Here is a 20714-nt window from a genome sequence, read left to right on the forward strand (position 1 = left end):
ACCGAACACAGCACCTCTTTGTGCGCCGACGTGTGCAGATTCTACTCGATGACACGGCCGACTGTTGGCCGATTGCTGTTAAACCCGGGTCCGCTGTCGAGCATTTACTATAAGGAATCCATCAACTCGGGAACCTGTCATGAATGCGAATAGGTAATTTACCGAGACACGACTCACGATTCGCGCTGTAAATCCCCGGACAGCAGGTACGTGTTTTGTAACCGTCATATGACACTGTGTAGCGTCGAATGTCACTGCATAAGAATTATACCGCACCCCTCCGAAAAAATTCAGTAATGTATAAAACAACAAACGGAAAACGCACTGTAATTTGTGCGATCACAGTGCTGCTGGTGTTAGCCGCCCCCCTGTCGGTAACGTCGGCGGCGGCAACGCCAGTCGATGAAGGGCAAACGACAGCGGTGACGGAAAACGTGGATGTCTGGGAACGGTCGCTGCTCCCGCTTCGGACGTCCTCCACCGGCCCAACGGCGATAGCAGCCCCGGAGACGTACATCAACATCGAGTCTGCCCAGACAGGTGACGTCCCTCTCAACAGGGAGGAGTACACGATTCACGAGACGGGCGAATCAGTAGACCTTCGGTTCGAATCAACGACTGGGGCTGGAACGACGGGACTTGCTGGTGACGAGGCGCAACTGCTCGCTGTCAGACTCTCTGAGAACCCATCTTCAGCAGGGTTTAGCGAAGGTAGCATCAGAACCGATCTGGCCAGTATCTTTACGAACGACTCCAACGCCAACTCGGTCGAACTGCTAGACGACGGGGACGGTGTCGGTTCGATAGATGACAACGGTGCGCTCGAAACCTCGTACACGCCTGACTCGGGCGGTGCCTACGGCTTCGTCCTGGTCACTGTCGATGACGGACAGGGCATGTCCGTTTCGGACAACAATGTCTCGGTCGATGGGAACGTGACCGTCGTCGGCGTCGAACAGACGCTGGTTCAGGAAAGCCCGTCGACGGTCGATGCGACCTCCGACGATATCACCGCTGGCGATAACGTCTCGCTCGATATCGAGACCGAACTGGAGGACGACTCTGTCACGCACGCTGTGTTGCTACTCGACGAGGACGAACTCCAACAGCGGACGAGCACCGTCCGTGTGACCGGCGAAATCGATGAGAATTTCTCGGAAGACCAGGTCACGGTCGAGAACTCCTTCGACGGCGTCAACGGCGTCTCGTCGGCCGACGATGACGCTACCCTCACCGGTGAGGACTCGACGGCAGCAGGAGCGATGCCGTCAGCGGGACTGATCGGGCTGTTCGGGTTCGTTCTCTCCGAAGCATCGCCGGATTCGACCGGTGACGACGTGATGCACGCCTCGGCGACGACGGTATCCGATACCTCTGATACCACTGTCGATGTCGAAACACTCGACTCCTGGCCAAACGGGACGTACACGTACGTTCACGTCGCTGTTGGCGAAGACTCAAACGATATCAACTCCGCGACCGGGACAGTCACGCTATCACAGTCGAATGAAACCGATTCCGGCGACGATGATGACGATAGCGACGACGGGAGTGATGGCAACAACGGCGGCGGCGACGACGGGAGTGATGGCAACAACGGTGACGGCGACAACGACAACAACGACAACGACGACAACAATAACGGGAGCGATGACAGCGATAGCGGAGATAGCGATGACGATAGTGGGAACGACGACTCCGATACCGAGGGGACTGAAGAAGACACTGAGGACGAAGCTACGACCGACACCGACGACACTGAGACAGTCGAGACTGAAGACGGAGAGGTGCCAACGGAAGCAGCCACGACCGCAGGTGGTGGGGCACAGCAACCTGATGAGACAGACACAACCGGAACGGAGGGCTCGGTCGAGACCACGAGTTCGAGCGGCCCCGGTTTCACCGTCCTCGTCGCGGTGCTAGCATTGCTAGGCGCTGGATTCTTGGCACGTCGGGACTGAGGAACTTCCACAGTTTACGCGGCATTTGTCTATTCTCTGACGAATCTCTTTCTCTGACGGATTTCTCTCCTGTTGTGTACTAGCCGGAGCTAGCTTTCCTGCATAACTGAGTTATCCCCTCCTAGCGGCTGCGGATACAATATTGCTGAAAGGGGTAATTTTATGTCATTTTACATATAACATTGCTATGTAAGGTACATACAATGGGGGACTACGCAAAGCCATCCCGTGCGGCGAAAATCAAGTGCATCAAGTGTAACTCACCGGTCGTGCTCACCGTCGACGAAGAGTATATCTGTGTCAGCTGCGGCGAAGCACCGATCGAATCGGCGACCCCAGTTTGAGACAGGCGTTTCAGCTTCACTCCGCGATCTCCAGAGGCGGGAACGGTAGCTTTGATATCTGACGGGTAGTTCGAAATCCGCCGCTTGAGACCCACTGCTTCAGTAGCAACGACCGTTGGCCGCGAACGCTTTACCGTTGTGGTATTTCGGCTGAGACCTGCTCGTATCTCCAGTACACCGTCACGAGGCTGTAGCTGATGGCCAGTCCGAAGACGATCACAGGGACGGCAAGCGAGAGTAGACTGTCGGGCGAATGCGCCGCAAACGACGGCGTTCTATCGGGGGTTGCCGACAACAGCGGCCAGAACAGGTTCGGAAAGAAGTAGTAGTCCGTCCCGAGCCGCACAATCGGATAGAAGTCGCCGGCGATGTGTGAGAGGTAGCCGGCGGAAAACACCACTGCGTGCCGTCCGTAGCTCTGGCGTGCAGCCAGCAGTACAAGGATGGTGAGGACGGGTAGCGAGACGACCAGCGAATGGGCAAGCATACGCCCGCTCGGAAGAATAGCGACCGTCCACGCGAGCGGCTTGTCGATTACGTCCGGGAGTTGCGTCGCAACAAGCAAGAGCAGTACCATCGGCCCAGACGGGAGTCGACGCCACTGAGCCACCATGTATGCCGTCAGCGGGACGGCTGCGAGGAGGAAGTGGCCTGCGGGGTACACGATGAAACCAATGATCCAGGCAAGGAAAAGCTGTTTGCCGGGTTAGATCTCAAAAGAATGGGCAGTAAGTCGGTCCCTGTTTTACCTGGGGGAGCGCTGCTCGCTACGAGAACCTGGGTCAGCCGGTTACGTTCACCCAGAGGTGGACTTCCCGGTACGCAGTCGATTGGTCCACGGTCTCAGGTGGTGACCCGCGGTACAGCAGGTACTGGAGCCGAAGCCCCTCCCCAGTCATCTCGGGCGTCACTTCGTGCTGGCGGTGCCAGGTCTCGTTGTGGCCCAGGGTCGGCTGGAAGCGCCGAAGTTCCGACCGTTCCCGGACCTGGGTTTCGTTGCCGACGCGCTCGACGCGTTGTAACTCGGCGACTACGGTGTACTCTGTCCGTTCGTGTTCCTGATTCCCGATACCGACGATCAACGAGCGACCTTCGCCCTGCTGAAACTCCGTCGGATAGCCGTCAGCGACGAGTTCCCCGTCTTCGTCTTCGGTCAGCAGGTAGAACTCGCTGAACCGCTCGCCGTCCTTTGGTACCGTGACCGCGTAGCCGACGCTGGCGGCCGCAAGCAGGATGCTCAGGACCAACAGCACGTTCAGGACCGCGTCCGTCCGTGAGGCCGGCGAGAACAACTCCGCACGTCCGGCACTGAGCCACGCACGATACGGGACACGAAACCGTTCGTCAGCGGGTACCGCCCAGCGTCGAACAGCCGCGACAGCGGTCAACACGAGCGTCAGCCCGCTGAGCGACACGAGAATCGGAAGCAGGCGGATACCCCACGGCGTGAAATTCAATACCAGGCCGACCAAGGGAACGAGGGCGATACTGAGTCCGAACGAGAGTGCGACCCGTTCGATACCGTCGATTCCGTCGGCTCGTGGATCCGAAACGGTCTCGTCGTCGGCCGTGGGTCCGCTCCCGGCCTCCGGAAACAGCGCTGCGATGAACGCATAGCCGGGAATGAAGAGGACAAACACGAGCCCGGCGACGATGCGGACCGGCGTGTCGGAGATGACCGGCAGCAGGGCAGCCAGATTCGTCAGAATCACCACGCCGATAACGCCTGCCAGATCGGCCGGGAGGTGGCGGAGTTGACGTGGCAAGAGTAGTTTCCACGTCTGGGTTTCAGCCATTGGCAATGAGTCATGTCGGCACGGTAAAAAAATAGCTGATTGCGTCCCTCTCTGCCACGGTACGTGACTGCGACCGACTCCGGTGAGTCAACCGAACGCATTTTATCAAACCAGCGGAATAACTCGGTGTGTTCCGGAGCCAGTCGTGGGCCGTGTTCGTCACCCTGACAATACTTGGACTTACAGCGGGTGCTGGTGGGGTGGCAGCGATGGGGACCGACGATGGGGGTCCGGCTCTGAACCGGCAGGTGGAGACGCCGACGGACGACAACGAGACGCAACAGGAAAACCCGGATTCGGTATCGGACGGCGAGTACAGCGACGAAACGGCCGCCTGGTTAGCTCGGACGATGGGGGGGCGGCTGGAAAACAGCAGTATTGCGCTGTCGAACGACCAGTACGACCAGGCTCGGTCGGTCCTCGGCGACGACTACGACAAGCGTCTAGAGCAGTACGTCGACGTTGCCGGTGACACGTCCTCGGCTACGGACGACACCGCTGCAAGGGAGTTCGAGGCCGCGAGCGAGAACCAGCGGAATCTCACGAACGAGGTACAGCGGTACCGCCAGCAATATACGGCGTATCAGGCGGCACGCGAGCGCGGTAACGAAAGCAAGGCCCGCATCACTGCGCGTGCGATGGAGCGAACGGCGTCGAACATCAGCGATAGGAGCCGAGAACTGAACCGGAACTTCGAACGGATAGAGAACACCACGTCTGTCGACCTCTCTTCGGGACAGACCGAGATCAATGAGACGACAGAGAACATTACGACGACGCAGGCGGTTATCCGCGAAGAGACACTCGTTGGGACGACGCTCACAGTTCAGGCGATAGACTCGACTGCATCGTTCAGCGATCCCGGAACGGTCTCCGGCCAGATACGGACTGAGAACGGCTCGGTCATCGCAGACGAGGTGGTCGAACTCAGGATCGGGAACCGGACACAAACTGTTCGAACTGATGCCAGCGGTGTGTTCGAATCCCAGTACCGGCCACGCTCAGCCAGACTCGGGTCGCAGTCCGTCCCGGTCGAGTACGTCCCGGATACCGACTCGGTGTACCTGTCCGACGACACCACGTTCACGATTGATGTGAAACAGGTGACGCCGAACGCGACGAGCGAAATCGCACCGGGGACGGTGGGGTACGGCGACCGACTCGACGCCACGGCGTCCGTGACAGTCGAGTCGAGAGGTGTCGACGGAGTACCGGTCGAGTTCACCGTTGGTGATACTGTCGTTGCACGAACGACGACCGGACCGAACGGAACGGCGACAGCATCGACCCGAGCCCCAGCGTCGGTAAACGACGGTGAGCGTGTAGTTGTCGCTCGGGTTCCGTACGAAAACCGAGCGATTGCGGGCGTCCAGTCGGAGACCCCTGTTGTCGTCGTCGAGACTCAGACGACCCTCTCCGTGAGTGCGTCACGCACGGATGATGGGGCCCTTGCCAGGGGGCAACTCCAGACCGTTGCCGGGGACCCTGTCGCGGGTCGCCCGGTACGCCTGCAGGTCGGTGCTGGCGGCACCCAACTCGTCGAGACGAACCGGAACGGGTCGTTCCAGACCGTCCTCGAATATCCGCAGAAAAACGAGACAGTTACCGTTACCGCTACGTACGACGAACCGAGTTCGAACCTCGGTAACGCGACCGCAACGACAACGCTGGCCGCAGGAGCCGGCGGCGGAAACCCACCGGTCGGCTCCGATTCGGACAGAGATCTGCTTATCGATACCCTGGTAGCGATACTGTTCGGCTCTGACGAGAACCCGGAAGTAGCCTTTGGGAACGGGATCATCGGATACAGCTGGCTGCCCGTCCTGGGCGGCGGGGTAGCGCTTGCAGTTGTCGTCGGGGCTTGGTTTATCGTGTCGCGGCGCCGCCAATCCCAGGATGTGAACGCGACTTCCTCAGTGGAGGCAACTGAGGTATCGATGAGTGGACCCGACCAGGCGACGACGCCATCGAACGCGACGAGTCCGACGTTTGCGGACCGCGTCGATACATATCTGGATGGCGGGGACTACGACGCCGCAGCGATGGTAGCGTACACTGCAGTCCACGATGAGCTAGCGGTGAAAAACGGTATTGACGAGGGGGCGACACACTGGGAACTCCTCCAGCAGAGCCAGGAACACGGCGTTCCCGAGGAACGCATGGCGGATATCGAAACGGTGGTCGAAGCCTTCGAGACGGCGGCGTTCGCACCGACATCGGTTGATCCGTCACGCGCGGAGGCGGCCGTCGAACGCGCCCGCAAGATCAAGTCGAACGGGGACCAGTGACCGCCAATCGTCATGGACACTCCAGGTGTGTCTAGAGCCCGGCAGCAATCCCGGATTTTCGACAGGGCTAGCGGTAGACCGAGAGACTGTCAGGGCTCCCGAGTCGGCCGTCGAAATGCGGTAACTATCTTACACCCACCCGCTGTAGGACCCGCCAATGAGTGACGGCCGGAAGGGGCGATTGCTGCTCATCGTGGCTGTGCTGGCCGTGGCAGTCGCGGCCCGGTTGACGACGCTCCACTGGACGCCGCTGCCCTCAACGCTAGACGGATTCGGATACGTCGCTCTGGCCAGGGACACGCTCGAAACGGGGACGTTTCCGCTCAGACGCTTCCGCGCTGACAACATCGTGTTTACCGCTGTTCTGACCGTCGTCGGCGCACTCACCGGCGAGCGGCCACTGTACATCGCACAGCTGGTCGTCGCGGTCACCGGTGCAGCGTCCTGCCTGACGGCGATGGCGCTGGTCAAACGACTCGCACAGTCGAGTCGGTGGCGTCACTCGCGGACGACGCTGGCGATGGGCGTGGTCGGGATGGGGCTCGCGGTGGAAGGCATCTATCTCCGGCGGACCGGACAAACGGACGAGGAAGCGCTGGCGTTTCTCTTGCTGCCGCTGTTTGCGATTGCCGTCCATCGGTTGCTCACGACGGAGCGATACAGGCGTCGATGGGGCGCAGTTGTGGTCGTCCTGTTCGCTGCCTTCCCGCTCCTGCATACGTTCAGCTCGCTCATCGCTGCGCTGGTACTGACGGGGGTGCTAGCCGCCCATCTCGCCAGGATTCCGTCGCGTCGTGACGCCGTCACTGCGCTCGTCGCCGTCGCGGGCTTCTGGGTGTACATGTGGGGGTACTACCGGATTGCAGAACGCTCGCTTCTGGAGGTCCCGTACGTCGACCGTGTCAGTGCGTATCCGGGGCTGTTCCTGGCCTGGGTCGTCGTTCTGGTGGCGACACTGGTCTGGTTCCAGCGGACGAGCGCTCGCCTGCAGCGGGTGACCATCGGCGGCGCGGTCGGTCTCTGGTTCCTGACGCTGGGTGCGAACGCGGTACAGACCGTGTTTCCCGGGACACAGACCACGCCAGCCGGCCTCTTGGTCCTCGTCGCGGCTTTCGCTGTCCCGGTTGTGTTTGCAGTCGTCGGCCTCCCACTTGCGAGCCGCGACCGCCGGCTGATCGGGCCGGTCGTGCTGGCGTTGCTGCTGGCGCCGATTGTCATCGTGTACTTCTCGCTGACCGCCTCGCTGACGCCGGAGTACTACGGGACCGCGCTCCGCGGCCAGACGTTCGTTCACTTGCCCGTGTTCGTCCTCGCCGGCATCGGCGTCGCGTCGGTCGCCTACCGGGGGTCGCCGGACGGCGGGCTTGGAACGCCGAAGACTCACAGCCACCGACTCGCAACAGTCCTGACGGTCGTCGTCGTGGTTGCCGCAGTTGCGACGATGCCTATCGCCTTCGTCAATCTCGACACGCTCGCGTTCCCGACCGGGGCGACCGAATCGCAGTTCGCGGCCGCGACGTTTACCGCGGACCACGTCGACGAGCAGTGGGCGTCCGACCACCCGTTCAGCCGTATCGTCGATCTGTACTATCCGAGCGCGTCCAACGGAACGTACCAGCCGACCGCCCGGTGGCTCGGTGGTGGGACGGAACCCAACTGCCCGACGCTGTCGCGGGCGTCGTGGGGGACGACAGGGGCGCACCTGTTCCCGGCAGCGAGCGAGAAGACCACGCCCGCGGCGCTGGCGGAGTGGCGCTACGAGAACGACGTGGTCTATGACACGCGCGGCCTCGACTCCGTGTACCTCGTTCGGCCCGGCGGGAACCGAACGAGTTGTTGACGAGTTCTGAACGGACCCGGTTCGACGGTCTCTCCCATCCTCACCTCTCCCGGGTATGTAACCGTGGCATACAATACGGGGCCGGCAGAAAGGCCGACAATGACTGACCCCGTCCTCGTCGGCTCGGAGTTGTGTGTCACACGACGGGGCACCAGGATTCTCGACGGCGTCTCACTCTCGGTCGGGTCCGATGCGGCGATGCTCGTTCAGGGCCCTAGCGGGGCCGGCAAGTCGACGCTGTTCAACGTCCTCGGATTGCTAGAATCACCGTCTAGCGGTCGACTGGAGATCGACGGTCGGGACGCGAGTACCCTGTCCGAACGCCAGCGCGCGAGCCTGCGGCGGACGACGCTCGGGTTCGTCTTTCAGGACTTCCAGCTCATCGGCGATCTGACCGCTCGCGAGAACGCGTCGCTCCCGCAGGAACACGCGGGCGACCGCGACCCAGACTGGCTGGACACGCTGTTCGACCGCCTCGGTATCGCCGGGCTCGAACACCAGTACCCTGCGACGCTGAGCGGGGGCGAGAAACAGCGCGTCGCCATCGCACGGGCGCTCGCGAACCGCCCCGAGGTGATCCTCGCCGACGAGCCGACCGGGCAGCTAGATCCGGACACGGCCGAGTCGGTGCTGAACCTTCTGTTCAGCATGAAGGAATCGACGGAAACCGCGCTCGTCGTCATCAGCCACGACCCCCAACTGGCCCAGCGGTTCGACGAGCGGCTGTTCATCCGCGGCGGCATGCTCGTCTCCGATGCCGCCTCGACGCCGGACGCGAGCCCGTCCACGGAGACGAACTAACGAACCGATGGGATACAGAAACGCCCTCCTGTTTCGCTGGTCCAGACGGGACCGGCTCACCGTCGTCGTCGTCGCCGTGACGGCCGCGTTTCTCATCGGTACGGTCTTGCTGTTGTTCACCGCAGTCACGTACTCGGAAACGTTCGCAGAGCCGCTCGCGAACTCCGGGACGGTCACCTACCACGACGCGGAAAACGGCCCGCCCGAAACCGGTGGGGACGTCACCGTGCTCCCGACAGCGACGGCGACCACAAGCGGGACTGATGTTCGGCTCGTTGGCATCCCGCCCGATACGCCCAGGGTGCTCATCGAGGGGTCGGCCCAGTGGCAGGAGGGACGATTACCGACGATTCCCGACGGCGTTGACGGCCGGGGACCGGTCTCACAGCAGCGGACCCGGACGGTGAGCGGGTCGGACGGGACCGTCTCGCTTACCGTTGTCCCACAGGAGCGGGGGACGACGTTCCTCTCCAATCAGTGGTACGCGACGAACGCCTCGACCGCCCAGCAGGTCGGCGTCACCGGCTACTTCGTCATCGACCACAGTCCGAGCGGGACCGGGCTGGGAAGCCTCCCAAGCGAAGGGGCACCGCTGGTCAGCGCGCTCCTGTACGTCCTCGGCGGCTTAGAGCAGGTACTCTGGGCGTTGGGCATCGCGGCGGCCGCCGGTGGCTTGTTGGTCCTCATCGTCGTCTACAACGTCACGCGGATGAGCGTCCGTGACCGACTCGACGCGATACGGGTCATCCGCTCGACCGGCGCACCGGGGTGGCGCGTGGGACTCCTGTTTACACTTCGGGCCGGCCTCCTCGTGACGACCGGCGTGGTGCTGGGCTACGCCGTCGGACTGATCCTCATCAAGGCGCTGGTCAACGTCGCGATCTACGTCGGTCTCCCCATCGCACTCGACGTTACCGTCACGGGCCAGAGCGCGACCGTCGTCGGTGGCGTCGCCGGTGTGTTCGTTCTGATGGGCCTCGCTGCCGGCGCGCTCGCGGCCTACCCCGCGGCGACCCGCCCACCAGCCGCGCTCGGGAGCCGTCACGCCCGGTCCGGCCAGTCCGAGCAGTCGACGCTTGGGAGGATCCGAAACTGGGTCGCGCCGACGTTCCTGTCGTGGCGCTCGGTCGTGCCGACGGCGGCGACGCTGACCGTCTTCGGCATCACGTTCCTGCTGGTCGTCTCCCTGGCCGGTCTCGCGTCTCCGCTTGGGGGTGGGGGAGGGGGCTCCGGGACCATCACCGAAGCCGGTGCGCCCCATCCGCTGAACAGTCGCCTCGACGCTGAGTACGCCGCAGCCCTGCGGGCCGACGGGACGCCAGCCAGCCCGGAAATCATCTACGCCCAGGTGTCGGACGGCCAGCCGTACATGGCCCACGGAGCGGAGTACGACGCGTTCGCGAACGTCACCGGGGCCACGTTGGTCGACGGAAAGCGACCGCAACGGTACGACGAGGCCGTCATCGGGAGCGACCTCGCGCGGACGCTCGATGTCGAGGTCGGTGACGAACTGACTGTCAGTGGGAGCGTCAAGCCCGGGGTTCGACGGGTCACTATCGTCGGGCGGTACGACGCCCCCAGAACGCTCGATGACCTGCTCATTCTGCCGCTCGACTCCGCGGCCGACTTGGCGACCGGACCAGGGGAGGTCCACATGATCCGCGTGAAAGGGTCCGTTTCGGAGATTGACGGCGCCGACGGCGTCGCTGCCAACCGGTCAGGCGCTGTCGTGACGGGGTTATCGGGTCCGAAACGCGTCACGAAAGGTGACACAGTCAACCTCACTGTCGCCGTGCGAAACGTCGGTACCGAGCGGGCTGACCGGGAGGTCACAGTCCGATATCGGGGCGAGCAGCAAACCACGACGGTCGCCGTCCCGCCGGGACAGGAGCGGACCGAGACCGTCTCCTTTACCGCGACAGAACTGGGGACTGCAAACGCCACTGCCGGGGAGTACACCCATTCCGTGACCGTCGTCTCGCCGAACGCTATCGAGATTCCGAGCCAGCTGCCGTCACAGGCCCCGCCCGGATCGGGTCTCTCAGTTCCTGTCGTCACCAAAACGGGGGACCGCGTTTCGAACGCCACCGTCACGGTGAACGGGCCGTCGCTCAGAACTGGATCGAGCGGTGTCGCCGTCGTTCCCCTGCCACGCGAGCCGGGGAACTACACGATAACAGCTCGTTCGGGCGACCAGACGGCGACACACGATATCCAGATCGTCCGTGGTACCGAGCGGGAACTGTACGGGGAGTTGTCGATATCGCCGTCTTCGGGCTCGGTCCTGACGACGCCAACCCTCAGGATCGGGCTCGCAAACCCCTGGCAGGAGCCGATCACCCGCAATGTCGGTGTCATCGGCCCCGGTGTCTCCCGGAACCGGACCGTCTACATGCCGCCCGGAAACGTCACACAGACGCGGTTCTCCCCGGACGGCGGACGAAGTCAGCCTGGAACCTACACCTACCGAGTGACGGCCAACGGGACCACCCTCACCACGGCGGAGTACGAGGTGACCGGGGATCGTCGGCTGGCGTCTGCCGTGGCAAGTAGCGGGTCGTACGCGTCCGGAACGCCCATCGAACGCTCCGTCGAGGGCGTGTTCGGGAACGTCCAGCTGATCCTCGGCGTCCTCGTCGTCCTCTCGGCGCTGAGTACCGTCGGCAGTACCACGGCGACGTTCGCCCAGGGGGTCCACGCGCGTCGGCAGGCCATCGGCATCCATCGCTCGACCGGCGCGACGCAGTGGCGGGTCCTGCGGACGATTCTGGCCGACATCGCTCGTATCGCGATCCCAGCGACGGCGCTCGCTCTCGGCCTCTCGGTCGTCGCGTTACAGTTGCTGGAGCGGGCTGGCTGGCTCGTCTTCTTCGGCTTCCGCCTCTCCGCGCGGACGCCGCCAGCTATCCTCGCAGCGATATTCCTCGGCGGCGTCTCACTCGCCCTGTTCGGTGCCCTCGTCGCAACGGTGCCGTATCTGACGGCGTCACCGGTCTCGTTGCTCCCGAGCGGCGACCGAACGCGAACGCCCGACGAGGAGTCGGCGGATTCGAGACAGCCTAGCGACGACTGAACCGAACTGCTAGGTTAGCCGCTACCCATGGCTCAGTCAGCAGCTGTCGGTCGGAACTTTGACTGTCTGCCGAGGAGAACGCCGTACCATGGCGACCCGACAGCGCCAACAGTTCATTTACGGGCATCTCATGTGGGTGCTTGGTACCATCCTCGTGTTGACCCTCCTGGATGCGCTGACGTTGGAGCTGTTTTTCGTCGTCTCGCTGATCGGGTTTCTCGTGACTGTCGAACTGGTCGCACCGCAGGCCGTGTCGCCGCGCTGGCGACGGCGGCTCTGGTGGCTCATCGGGCTCGGACTGGTTGGCTTTGCCTACGTGGTCATCAAACGGATCCTCGAGATTCTACCGCCGGGGCTGGTCTGATGGCGCTGACACCGCTCTCCGAGGACTCCTGGCTACCGTCGCTCACTCTCCCGCAGCTCCTGCTGGCCGCTTACACCGTCCTCACGATCATCGCGCTCGTCTACGCCGCAAGCACGTCCTCAGCAGCGTTCGGTGCGTATAACTCCCAGTGGGACGGGGCGGGCGAACTTCGAACCGTCGCAGCTGACGCCGGTGCAAACGTGACCGTCGGAACGAACGTAAGTCAGTATCCGACGAGTGACACGGACACCACCGTTGCGGTCGTTCTCTCGCCGGCGGAGCCGTACTCGTCGAGCGAGCGGGCACGAATCGCGGAGTTCGTTCGAAGCGGTGGGACACTCGTCGTTGCCGAGGATTACCGCCCAGAAGGGAATGCCCTGCTCGCTGCCGTCGGTGCTGACGCGCGTTTTGACGGTCGCCCGGTGTACGACAACCGAAATTACTACCGCAACTCCTCGCTCCCGGAAGCGACGCCTGCCGGCGACTATCCGGAGACTGCCGGCGTCGATACTGTCGTCCTCAACTACGGGACGACTGTCAGAGCCGGAAACGCGACGACGCTCGTCAACACCTCCGAATACGCCTACCTCGACACCAACGGCAACGGCGAACTCGACGGCGAGGAGCAGTTAGCGTCCCGACCCGTCGTCACGAGCGAACCGGTCGGCGACGGCCGGGTTATCGCCGTCAGTGACCCGAGCATCTTCGTGAACGCGATGCTCGAACGCGGTGACAACCGACGGTTCGTCCGGAACCTCGTCGCCAGCCACGACGACGCACTGCTGGACTACTCACACGCCAGTAGCGTCCCGCCGGTGGCCGCTGCCGTCCTGGCCGTCCAGCGGTCAGACGCGCTGTTACTGCTCTGTGGCGTCGTGCTGGTCGGGGCGCTGCTCGCGTACGACCGCCGTCTCGACGAGCATCTCCGGGATCGCCTCCGGGAATACAGTGGCGGCGATCCGGACCCAAATCTCTCCAGGGACGGCGTTGAGAAGTATCTCAGAGCCAGTCATCCAGACTGGGAGACCGCACAGGTAGAGCGAGTAACGGAAGCCATTATTAAACAGCGGGCCGAACGTCAACGCAATGACTGATCCGTCGGTGCTGTACGACCGTCTCAAGGAGGAGACGGAGACAGTTCTTATCGGTAACGAGGAAGTTCTCCGACACATTACTGTCGCCATGCTTACACGCGGTCATGTGCTTCTGGAGGGGGTCCCCGGTGTCGCGAAAACGACGATCGCCACGCTCGTCGCCAACGCGACGGATCTCCAGCACTCCCGGGTCCAGATGACGCCCGACCTCCTCCCTGCGGATATCACCGGAACAACGGTGTATCACCAGCGAAACGGCGAGTTCGAGCTGCAGAAAGGCCCAGTGTTTACCAATCTGGTCATCGCCGACGAGATCAACCGCGCCCCGCCGAAAACACAGAGCGCACTCCTCGAAGCGATGCAGGAGGGACAGGTTTCCATTGAAGGGTCGACGCTCGAACTCCCGACGCCGTTTACCGTCGTTGCGACGATGAACCCTCTTGAGATGGAAGGGACGTTCAAACTCCCGGAGGCCCAGCGCGACCGGTTTCAGATGAAACTCGTCACCGAGATTCCCAACTCCGAGGAGGAGCGCGCGATCCTCGACCGATTCGACGCGAACCCGACGCTTGACGCGGACTCTATCTCGCAGGTTATCTCCCGGAGCGAACTTCTGGACGCCCGGTCAGTCATCCCCGAGACGCATATCGAAGACAGCATCAAGGAGTACATTCTCGCTATCGTCGGCGCGACACGGGACCACCGAAACGTCGTTCACGGGGCCTCACCGCGGGCGACAATCGCCCTGCAGAATACGGCCAAAGCAGTCGCTCGTCTGAACGGCCGGGAGTACGTCATTCCGGACGACGTCAAAGAGATGGCGCTCCCGGTGTTGCGGCATCGTCTCATTATGAACAGCGATGCCGAACTAAGCCAGATCAGCGCCGAAACGGTTATCGAAGAAATCCTTCAGTCGATTACGCCGCCCGGGTCCGACACCGACCACAGTACGGGTGTCGAGACAGCGGTCGGCGACGGCGGAACGAAACGGGAGTTCGAGTAGCGACTGGACCGCAGTTAGCTGTTTTCCGGGGCTGGTGTCGTCTCTCGTTCTCGGGTCGCCGCGCCATTGGACTGCGCCGATGGTTGTTCGAGTGCGTTCCACGAAACGGTCACGACACCGCTGAACCGGTCGTCATCGCGCGTATCGACAGTAACCGGTCGATCAAGTCCCGTGGCAAACCCCACCGCGAGCAAGGACACCACTGGGTGATCTAGCTGGTGAACGTCGCCGAACGCGGGATTGCTGATGGCAATAGTAGCAGTTCGGTTCCCGCCATCGATTTCGATTGTTGTGTCATCGACGAGTTCGAACTGCTCGGACAGGGCTGCGGTCAGTTGCGCCGCTATTGCATCGGGGTCGTTACCGAATTTGCCGGAGATCGTTTGCTCGAACTCGGTGTACAGACGGTCTCCGGTCGGGGGAAGCGATATGCCCTGTTCCGCCTCGGCACCGCTCGTAACGAACAGGTCTCCCAACTGGTCTGGATCGGGCACCGCGTACTCGACGTGTTGGGGGACGAACAGGCGCGCATTCGTCTCCGGACGGGATGCCGTTGGGACATACACCGTCTCGGTCTGGAGTTCCAGTTCGCTGACGAGGTGCTGTTCGACATCGGCCAACGTGTCGAACACCGTGTCACTGACCGACGCCGAGACGAACCGCTCGGGAGTGAGATAGAACGTGACGATGCCCGCAAACACACCGGTTCCTGCGAACGCGACGAAGATGGTCTGCAGGGTTGGAAAGAGGAGTGCCGCTATGAGGGATAGTCCACCGACCGCAAAGAAGCCCACTGCGGTCCGTCTGAACGTTGCCCGCTTCGCATGCGCGTAGGAGTCGCGCAACCGGCGGTTCTCCTCCCGTAACACTTCCAGCTCCGCTTCGAGTGTCTGGCGGTCGTGTACAATATCCGTCTGTCGGGTGCTGTCATCGGCTGATGCGTCCGGTTGCGTAGGCTCGGGTTGGCTCATAGGAAATCACGGTCCGAAGCTGCGTCTTCAGTCACGATGTCGAGTTCTATCAGCAGATAGCGATGGAAGAGATAGCCGACGATGGCAATTCCGATGACCGCGGTGGCCCCGACGCTGAGGGGGGCCAAGTCCCAGCGCCAGAGCGACAGCCAGGCGAGACTGCCGAGCAGCGGAACGACAAGTACGACGAGGCTGCCGGCGACTCGCCTGTCGGGTGTCTCGATAGGTACCGAAAGCAACGCAAGGAACAGGCCGCCTTCGACGATGACGAGCGGTAGCAGTGATGGTGTATCGACTGTGACGAGCGCTACCTGTCCGAGCACGACCGCGAGAACGGGTGTACCGGACAGGTAGAGACCGCCGAGGACAACACCGACGAAACCAAGCCATACCGGCCCGCCCCAGACGAGTCCGCCTGTAGCTACGACGATGCCCAGCAGGCCGAGCACGGTGGGTAGTGATCGGCGCGAGCGTGCCGTTTTCAGTGCGACGCTCATGCGTACTCCCTCCGGTCTGTGTTCGCTGGGCTGCCGGACAGAATAGCCGAGATCTGGTCCGGGGACCCAACCTCGTAGGCCGTCACCGAGTCGACCTCGTTCAGTTCACGCCGGAACTGGTCGAAGGTTCGATACCGTTCGTATGCGGTATCGAGATCGGTGAGGAGGTCCGTACCGAAGGCTACTGATGGGGCGATAAACACGACGACCTCCGTTGCGTTGCGTCTCGCCAGTCCAACCGCGTTCCGTAGTTCACTCGGGTTGCTGTCGTCAGTACAGATGACCAGCAGGTTCGCGCTGCGTATCTCGTGTGGTGCCGCCTGGAGCCCGTTGTACAGCGGCTGGTTGGGAAGGTGTCGTTTTGATCCGGCGGCATCTCGATACGCGAGCAACGTCGTTTCCATCGGTGATTGTGTGTCCGCCGTCGGGTTCACCGTCCCTGTCATCCTGCCGGTGTGAGACGCTGTCGTGGTAGCTGTTGCCGGCGTCTCAGTTTCGGTGTCGAGGTCGTTGATCCGATGCCGGCACGACCTGTAGGCCTCGATTCTCGCCACAGGGATTCTCGATTCCGTCACGCCCGCGTCGTCAATAGTGAGATAGCCCAGGGGATCACGGATCGTTTCGGCACGTTGCTGGAACGCTGCGGCGACCGCTCTGAGGTGATCTAGCTTCGTTTCGCCAGGTGTCCCATCACCCAGAGTCTGCCGGTGATCGAGGACGAGCACCACGCTACGGTTACTCTCAGCCTCGTAGTTGCGGACGTGCGTCTCGTCTAGTCTGGCAGTCGCCTTCCAGTCGACGTATTTCAATGCGTCACCCGGGACATATTTTCGAATCTCCTCAGCTGACAGGCCACCCGTCCGCCCCCGGGCCTCGTGCTCGCCGACACCGCGTAGCAACTGTTTCCCGCTCTGGCCAACGTGAATCGGACCGACCGACGGGGACTCGACTGCCAGTTCGGGGCCGGAAGCCGTCGTGAACGACTGGGTAAACAGCCCGGTGCCGTCACTGACGGTTACTGTGGCTCCGGGAACGGTGTAGTTACCAACAGTCTCCCAGGTGAGCGGAAGCGTCACCGACGAGGACTGCATCGACGTATCGAGATGGATATCCGGAGAGGAACCCGCTTCCATCCGCGCTGCGAGTGGAATCCTTGCCTCGACGGAGAGCGGCAGGTGATCGCCGGCGGCGGCAACTGATGCCTCGAGAGTGTACTTCGTTTCGGCGTCGGTCCGTATTCGGGACCGGTCGAGCGACTGGCTGACGGTGAGTTCGTCCTCGAGTCGTGAAACGCCACGGACGAACGCAAACTGCATTGCGAGCAGCCAGCCTGCGAGCCCGACGGCCCCGACGACTAACAGGGGCGCATCGAGCAGCCCACCACTCACGACGAGACTACCGATAGCAGTGATCGTGAGCCAGAACCGCCGGGTGACACGCATTAGCTTCGGTTACTGAACCGAGCCCATTGAAGATACCGACAGACACAGCCGAGTGCTGGGAGTTCGCATCTATCGTTAATATCGAAATTGATATTGATATTTGGGGGATTACCTACTTAACCGTCACTCAAAAATCCTTAGTCATGGATGGTCTGAGTTCACTAGAGATCGGAATTCGAGAACTCAGCTAAATGTAGCTATTGGAATCAGTATTAATATTAGCACTATGCTCACAGACATCTTAGTTGGCGCCCGCCGTCTCGCGAACAACTGGTTCTGTCGCCTGCCGACGGTTCGCGCCGGTGCCGTCGTCCTCGTGGCGCTGCTTCTCGCCGGTGTCGTGTTTCCAGTCGCCGGGACGTCGCCGCAGGTGAACACTGCTAGCGGTGGCGGGGCCGATACTCCGGACGTACAGCAGGCTCAGGCCGATTCGAACGCCACTGATACAGACGGAGACGGGCTGGCGGATTCGCTAGAGCGCTCCGTTTACGGCACTGATCCGACGGACCCGGACACGGACGGCGACGGTTATCCGGACGGCATGGAAGTCCGCTGTGAGCAGGCTCTTCCGGATGCAGACCCGCTCCGAACGGACATCTACGTCGAAGTCGACTCTACACAGTCAACGACGCTCAGCGACCCGGTCCGGACATCTATTGTCGAGACGTTTGAGAATGCACCCGTTTCGAACCCCGACGGCTCCACCGGGATCGATATCCATCTCGTCACAGACGATACGAACCTCTCGGCCAACGGGACGGTACACTCGAAATCCCGTGCTGGTGCCGGGAACGACATCTATGACTTCCGGGCCAACCACTCCGAGCACCGTGCTGACGGCTACTACTACGTCCTGCTAACTGACGACGTCGCCTACAACGGGGACGACTACTTCGTCGGTGCGGGCCGACCTGAAATCGCGGCGATGGAGCGGTTCGATTCACCGAAGATCACCGCCTCGCTGTTCATGCACGAATTCGGGCACGCGATGGGGCTCGACGCCCATCAGGACGGTATCGACGAGGAGCGGTACTCCCAGACAGAGTACGACAGCGTGATGAACTACAACGGGCTGTACAGACAACTTTCCTATTCCAACGGCACCGACAGTGTAGGCCGAAACGAGTGGCAGTTCGTTGCCGAGAACCGAACACAGCCCGACATCGACTGCGTCGAGAACGGAACGTGCCCTAGCAGGTGTACGCAGAACTGACCAATTCCGCTAAAGCGACTGTCAACGGTTAGCTGCTGTCTGCTAGCATACTCATGAAGAACGACCCGAACACTGTCTGTAGCCCCAGCACTACGACTGTCGAGGCCAGAAGGGTCGCTGTAGCTGACGGTAACGCCGCCTCGCCGGCGAGCAGCCACTGTCCGAACACGCTCCCGAGGTACAGAATCCCGACTGCAGCCGCGAGAATGCCGATGGACGCGCCGTGCTCCAACTGGAACCGCTCCCGTATCATGCCGACAAGCACACCCTCGGGCTTGTTTATCGGGTTCGCGGCGATGGAACTGAACAGCGCGAGCGTCCAGACCTGATACCCGACGATTGCCAGCAACGACCCGCCGACCATCGTCTGTATGCCGAAGTTGACGCCACCGATCGACAGCCGAGCGATTGATAGCGACATCAACACTGCCCCGACCGACACTAGCAACAGAGCCGGATACGAGAACAGGTAGTCCGGCGCGTTCACGAGCATGAAGCGGACGTGTCGCCAGCCGTCACTGAAACTATCGAGCGTCTCCTCGCCTTCCCGCTCGTGGTAGATAATCGGGACCTCCTCTATGGTGAGGTCGTTCGCACCGGCTTCCATGATCATTTCGCTGGCGAACTCCATCCCGGTCGTCTCTAGCTCTAGCGTTTCGAGCGCGTCCTTGGTGAACACACGGAAGCCGCTGTGTGCATCGCTTACACCGGCTCCATAGAACGTGTTCAGGAACCGCGTCAACAGCGGGTTTCCGACGTATTTGTGGAGTGGCGGCATCGACCCGTCCCGGATCTCGCCCTCCAGTCGGCTCCCCATACAGATGTCCGCGTCGCCGTTCTGGACCGGTTCGAGGAGCTGGGGAATCATCTCGAAATCGTACGTCGTGTCAGCATCACCCATCGCAATGTACTCTCCCCGTGCCTTGTCGAACGCGTAGCGATACGCATAGCCATAGCCCGGTTCATCAGGTGTCACGACTGTCGCACCCCGCTCGCGAGCTAACTCCGGAGTCGCGTCGGTCGAACTGTCGCTCACGATGATCTCGGTCGGCACACGTAACTCCGAGATCGCTGTCTTGATCCGATCAATACATTCGACGATCCCTTTCTCCTCGTTGAGGGTGGGCATCACGACGCTCAAAACCGGCGTGACTTCGCTCTCCGGCGTGACGAGAAACTCGTCTACAGCCTTCGTGATCCCCTGTTGACCCGCTTGATTTGCCTGATTTGCTTGTATCGTCATTCCCGTACCTCGGCTATCGCTGGTGCGTCTGGTAGCATACACTCTCCACTCCCCTGAGCGGCTTCCGATGAACACGGCTAGTAGGCCCCATTTTATCTGAGTTCAATGCCGAATTTCTGATATGTACCGCACGGCTTCCACACAGAGTGTCATGTCAAAGCAGCATATAATAAAGCTGTCGGGTGGGATAATCCATCATTAATAACAATAGTTGTCATGAGAATCCCTCTCCTCCCCTGATTGTACACGATCTCTTCGACCCATGACCACAGTGTGGCGTGCCATCTATCAATAAAGCACATTATTCACGCACTAATGTACGTTGTGAAGCAGATATCTATCAGACTAGTAGACTATGTCTCCCGCGGTTTCAGCGCCGGATATCTCAAGCAAGGTGATAAAACGAGAACCATCACTAGGAAGTCACGTCTGCGAATGTCGAACTACACCGGGAAACTACTACGAGAGGCACTGGGCAGTCGTTTCGGATAGTCTGTAATCGGGAAAATGCGTCAATTCGAGTAGCGCGTTCCGGGTACAGCCACCTGATTCCATGTACCGGTCGGTGGCTTTGGCGTCATGGTTGCTGAGCGTCTCACACTGGGCGACGAAGCCGACTCCGTATCTCGCCACTAACAGCGTGTATCCGCGGCAGTCGCTCCTCCGATGCACTGATCAGCGTTGCGACGCTCAGCCCAAGGACGTAGACGACTCCCAAAAGCATGATAACCGAGATGTCCTTGCTGAACCGAAGTGCCCCACGTATCGATGCCATATACGTACA

The 20714-nt window shown here is 61.6% G+C and carries 16 protein-coding genes; 9 read left to right on the forward strand and 7 right to left on the reverse strand.

What is annotated here, in order from left to right:
- Positions 1–296: 296 nt before the first annotated feature.
- Positions 297–1961 (forward strand): PGF-CTERM sorting domain-containing protein, encoded by a 1665-nt coding sequence (locus Har1131_RS09565; protein WP_225308100.1) that lies wholly within the window; start codon positions 297–299, stop codon positions 1959–1961.
- 474 nt (positions 1962–2435) lie between these two features.
- Here Har1131_RS09565 and Har1131_RS09570 read toward each other — a convergent pair whose 3' ends face one another.
- Both Har1131_RS09570 and Har1131_RS09575 read right to left on the reverse strand, forming a co-directional pair.
- Positions 2436–2972 (reverse strand): metal-dependent hydrolase, encoded by a 537-nt coding sequence (locus Har1131_RS09570; protein ID WP_370455090.1) that lies wholly within the window; start codon positions 2970–2972, stop codon positions 2436–2438.
- 115 nt (positions 2973–3087) lie between these two features.
- Entirely contained in the window at positions 3088–4101 is a 1014-nt protein-coding gene (locus Har1131_RS09575) for a DUF1616 domain-containing protein (protein ID WP_014040465.1), read from the reverse strand.
- A 209-nt stretch (positions 4102–4310) separates the two neighbouring features.
- On the opposite strand from Har1131_RS09575, the gene Har1131_RS09580 reads away from it, so the two are divergent.
- The 7 genes from Har1131_RS09580 (at position 4311) to Har1131_RS09610 (ending at position 14564) form a co-directional block, all read left to right on the forward strand.
- Positions 4311–6389, forward strand: coding sequence for a hypothetical protein (locus tag Har1131_RS09580; protein WP_151147238.1), 2079 nt, complete (start codon positions 4311–4313; stop codon positions 6387–6389).
- A gap of 157 nt (positions 6390–6546) precedes the next feature.
- Complete coding sequence (locus Har1131_RS09585) at positions 6547–8229, forward strand: hypothetical protein (protein ID WP_050038126.1); 1683 nt, start codon at positions 6547–6549, stop codon at positions 8227–8229.
- A gap of 99 nt (positions 8230–8328) precedes the next feature.
- Positions 8329–9030: an ABC transporter ATP-binding protein gene (locus tag Har1131_RS09590; RefSeq protein WP_050038125.1), complete on the forward strand. Its 702-nt coding sequence runs from the start codon at positions 8329–8331 to the stop codon at positions 9028–9030.
- Positions 9031–9037: 7 nt separating this feature from the next.
- On the forward strand, positions 9038–12103 hold the full coding sequence (locus tag Har1131_RS09595) for an FtsX-like permease family protein (RefSeq protein ID WP_151146099.1): 3066 nt from the start codon (positions 9038–9040) through the stop codon (positions 12101–12103).
- A gap of 88 nt (positions 12104–12191) precedes the next feature.
- The gene (locus tag Har1131_RS09600) at positions 12192–12467 is read left to right on the forward strand and encodes a hypothetical protein (protein ID WP_014040460.1); all 276 of its coding nucleotides are present in this window, start codon (positions 12192–12194) and stop codon (positions 12465–12467) included.
- A complete protein-coding gene (locus Har1131_RS09605) occupies positions 12467–13561 on the forward strand; it encodes a DUF4350 domain-containing protein (RefSeq protein ID WP_151146103.1) in 1095 nt (364 codons plus the stop codon). Before Har1131_RS09600 ends, Har1131_RS09605 begins: the two co-directional genes overlap by 1 nt.
- Positions 13554–14564, forward strand: coding sequence for a MoxR family ATPase (locus tag Har1131_RS09610; RefSeq protein ID WP_050038122.1), 1011 nt, complete (start codon positions 13554–13556; stop codon positions 14562–14564). Before Har1131_RS09605 ends, Har1131_RS09610 begins: the two co-directional genes overlap by 8 nt.
- A 14-nt stretch (positions 14565–14578) precedes the next feature.
- Here the strand turns inward: Har1131_RS09610 and Har1131_RS09615 are convergent, their stop codons facing one another.
- From Har1131_RS09615 to Har1131_RS09625, 3 genes are read right to left on the reverse strand one after another with little or no spacing between them, the layout of a single operon-like run.
- Positions 14579–15535, reverse strand: coding sequence for a hypothetical protein (locus tag Har1131_RS09615; RefSeq protein WP_050038121.1), 957 nt, complete (start codon positions 15533–15535; stop codon positions 14579–14581).
- Positions 15532–16032, reverse strand: a complete 501-nt coding sequence (locus tag Har1131_RS09620) for a hypothetical protein (protein ID WP_050038120.1) — start codon at positions 16030–16032, stop codon at positions 15532–15534. Before Har1131_RS09620 ends, Har1131_RS09615 begins: the two co-directional genes overlap by 4 nt.
- Entirely contained in the window at positions 16029–17474 is a 1446-nt protein-coding gene (locus Har1131_RS09625; RefSeq protein WP_151146107.1) for a DUF58 domain-containing protein, read from the reverse strand. Before Har1131_RS09625 ends, Har1131_RS09620 begins: the two co-directional genes overlap by 4 nt.
- A 226-nt stretch (positions 17475–17700) precedes the next feature.
- On the opposite strand from Har1131_RS09625, the gene Har1131_RS09630 reads away from it, so the two are divergent.
- Positions 17701–18687 carry a hypothetical protein gene (locus Har1131_RS09630; protein WP_050007609.1) on the forward strand — a complete coding sequence of 329 codons (987 nt, stop codon included), beginning with the start codon at positions 17701–17703 and terminating at the stop codon, positions 18685–18687.
- Positions 18688–18715: 28 nt separating this feature from the next.
- Here the strand turns inward: Har1131_RS09630 and Har1131_RS09635 are convergent, their stop codons facing one another.
- Together Har1131_RS09635 and Har1131_RS09640 are read right to left on the reverse strand one after the other, a co-directional pair.
- Positions 18716–19930, reverse strand: a complete 1215-nt coding sequence (locus Har1131_RS09635; RefSeq protein ID WP_014040453.1) for a glycosyltransferase family 2 protein — start codon at positions 19928–19930, stop codon at positions 18716–18718.
- Between the two features lie 595 nt (positions 19931–20525).
- Positions 20526–20705 (reverse strand): hypothetical protein, encoded by a 180-nt coding sequence (locus Har1131_RS09640; RefSeq protein ID WP_129755198.1) that lies wholly within the window; start codon positions 20703–20705, stop codon positions 20526–20528.
- Positions 20706–20714: the final 9 nt, after the last annotated feature.

This window comes from Haloarcula sp. CBA1131, from assembly GCF_008728975.1.
Taxonomy (GTDB): domain Archaea; phylum Halobacteriota; class Halobacteria; order Halobacteriales; family Haloarculaceae; genus Haloarcula; species Haloarcula hispanica.

What these genes read in the sequence shown, in the direction of transcription:
- Har1131_RS09565 (WP_225308100.1), top strand. Translation starts at nt 297, where the DNA reads ATGTATAAAACAACAAACGGAAAACGCACTGTAATTTGTGCGATCACA.
- Har1131_RS09575 (WP_014040465.1), bottom strand. Translation starts at nt 4,101, where the DNA reads ATGGCTGAAACCCAGACGTGGAAACTACTCTTGCCACGTCAACTCCGC.
- Har1131_RS09580 (WP_151147238.1), top strand. Translation starts at nt 4,311, where the DNA reads ATGGGGACCGACGATGGGGGTCCGGCTCTGAACCGGCAGGTGGAGACG.
- Har1131_RS09585 (WP_050038126.1), top strand. Translation starts at nt 6,547, where the DNA reads ATGAGTGACGGCCGGAAGGGGCGATTGCTGCTCATCGTGGCTGTGCTG.
- Har1131_RS09590 (WP_050038125.1), top strand. Translation starts at nt 8,329, where the DNA reads ATGACTGACCCCGTCCTCGTCGGCTCGGAGTTGTGTGTCACACGACGG.
- Har1131_RS09595 (WP_151146099.1), top strand. Translation starts at nt 9,038, where the DNA reads ATGGGATACAGAAACGCCCTCCTGTTTCGCTGGTCCAGACGGGACCGG.
- Har1131_RS09600 (WP_014040460.1), top strand. Translation starts at nt 12,192, where the DNA reads ATGGCGACCCGACAGCGCCAACAGTTCATTTACGGGCATCTCATGTGG.
- Har1131_RS09605 (WP_151146103.1), top strand. Translation starts at nt 12,467, where the DNA reads ATGGCGCTGACACCGCTCTCCGAGGACTCCTGGCTACCGTCGCTCACT.
- Har1131_RS09610 (WP_050038122.1), top strand. Translation starts at nt 13,554, where the DNA reads ATGACTGATCCGTCGGTGCTGTACGACCGTCTCAAGGAGGAGACGGAG.
- Har1131_RS09615 (WP_050038121.1), bottom strand. Translation starts at nt 15,535, where the DNA reads ATGAGCCAACCCGAGCCTACGCAACCGGACGCATCAGCCGATGACAGC.
- Har1131_RS09620 (WP_050038120.1), bottom strand. Translation starts at nt 16,032, where the DNA reads ATGAGCGTCGCACTGAAAACGGCACGCTCGCGCCGATCACTACCCACC.
- Har1131_RS09625 (WP_151146107.1), bottom strand. Translation starts at nt 17,474, where the DNA reads ATGCGTGTCACCCGGCGGTTCTGGCTCACGATCACTGCTATCGGTAGT.
- Har1131_RS09630 (WP_050007609.1), top strand. Translation starts at nt 17,701, where the DNA reads ATGCTCACAGACATCTTAGTTGGCGCCCGCCGTCTCGCGAACAACTGG.
- Har1131_RS09635 (WP_014040453.1), bottom strand. Translation starts at nt 19,930, where the DNA reads ATGACGATACAAGCAAATCAGGCAAATCAAGCGGGTCAACAGGGGATC.
- Har1131_RS09640 (WP_129755198.1), bottom strand. Translation starts at nt 20,705, where the DNA reads ATGGCATCGATACGTGGGGCACTTCGGTTCAGCAAGGACATCTCGGTT.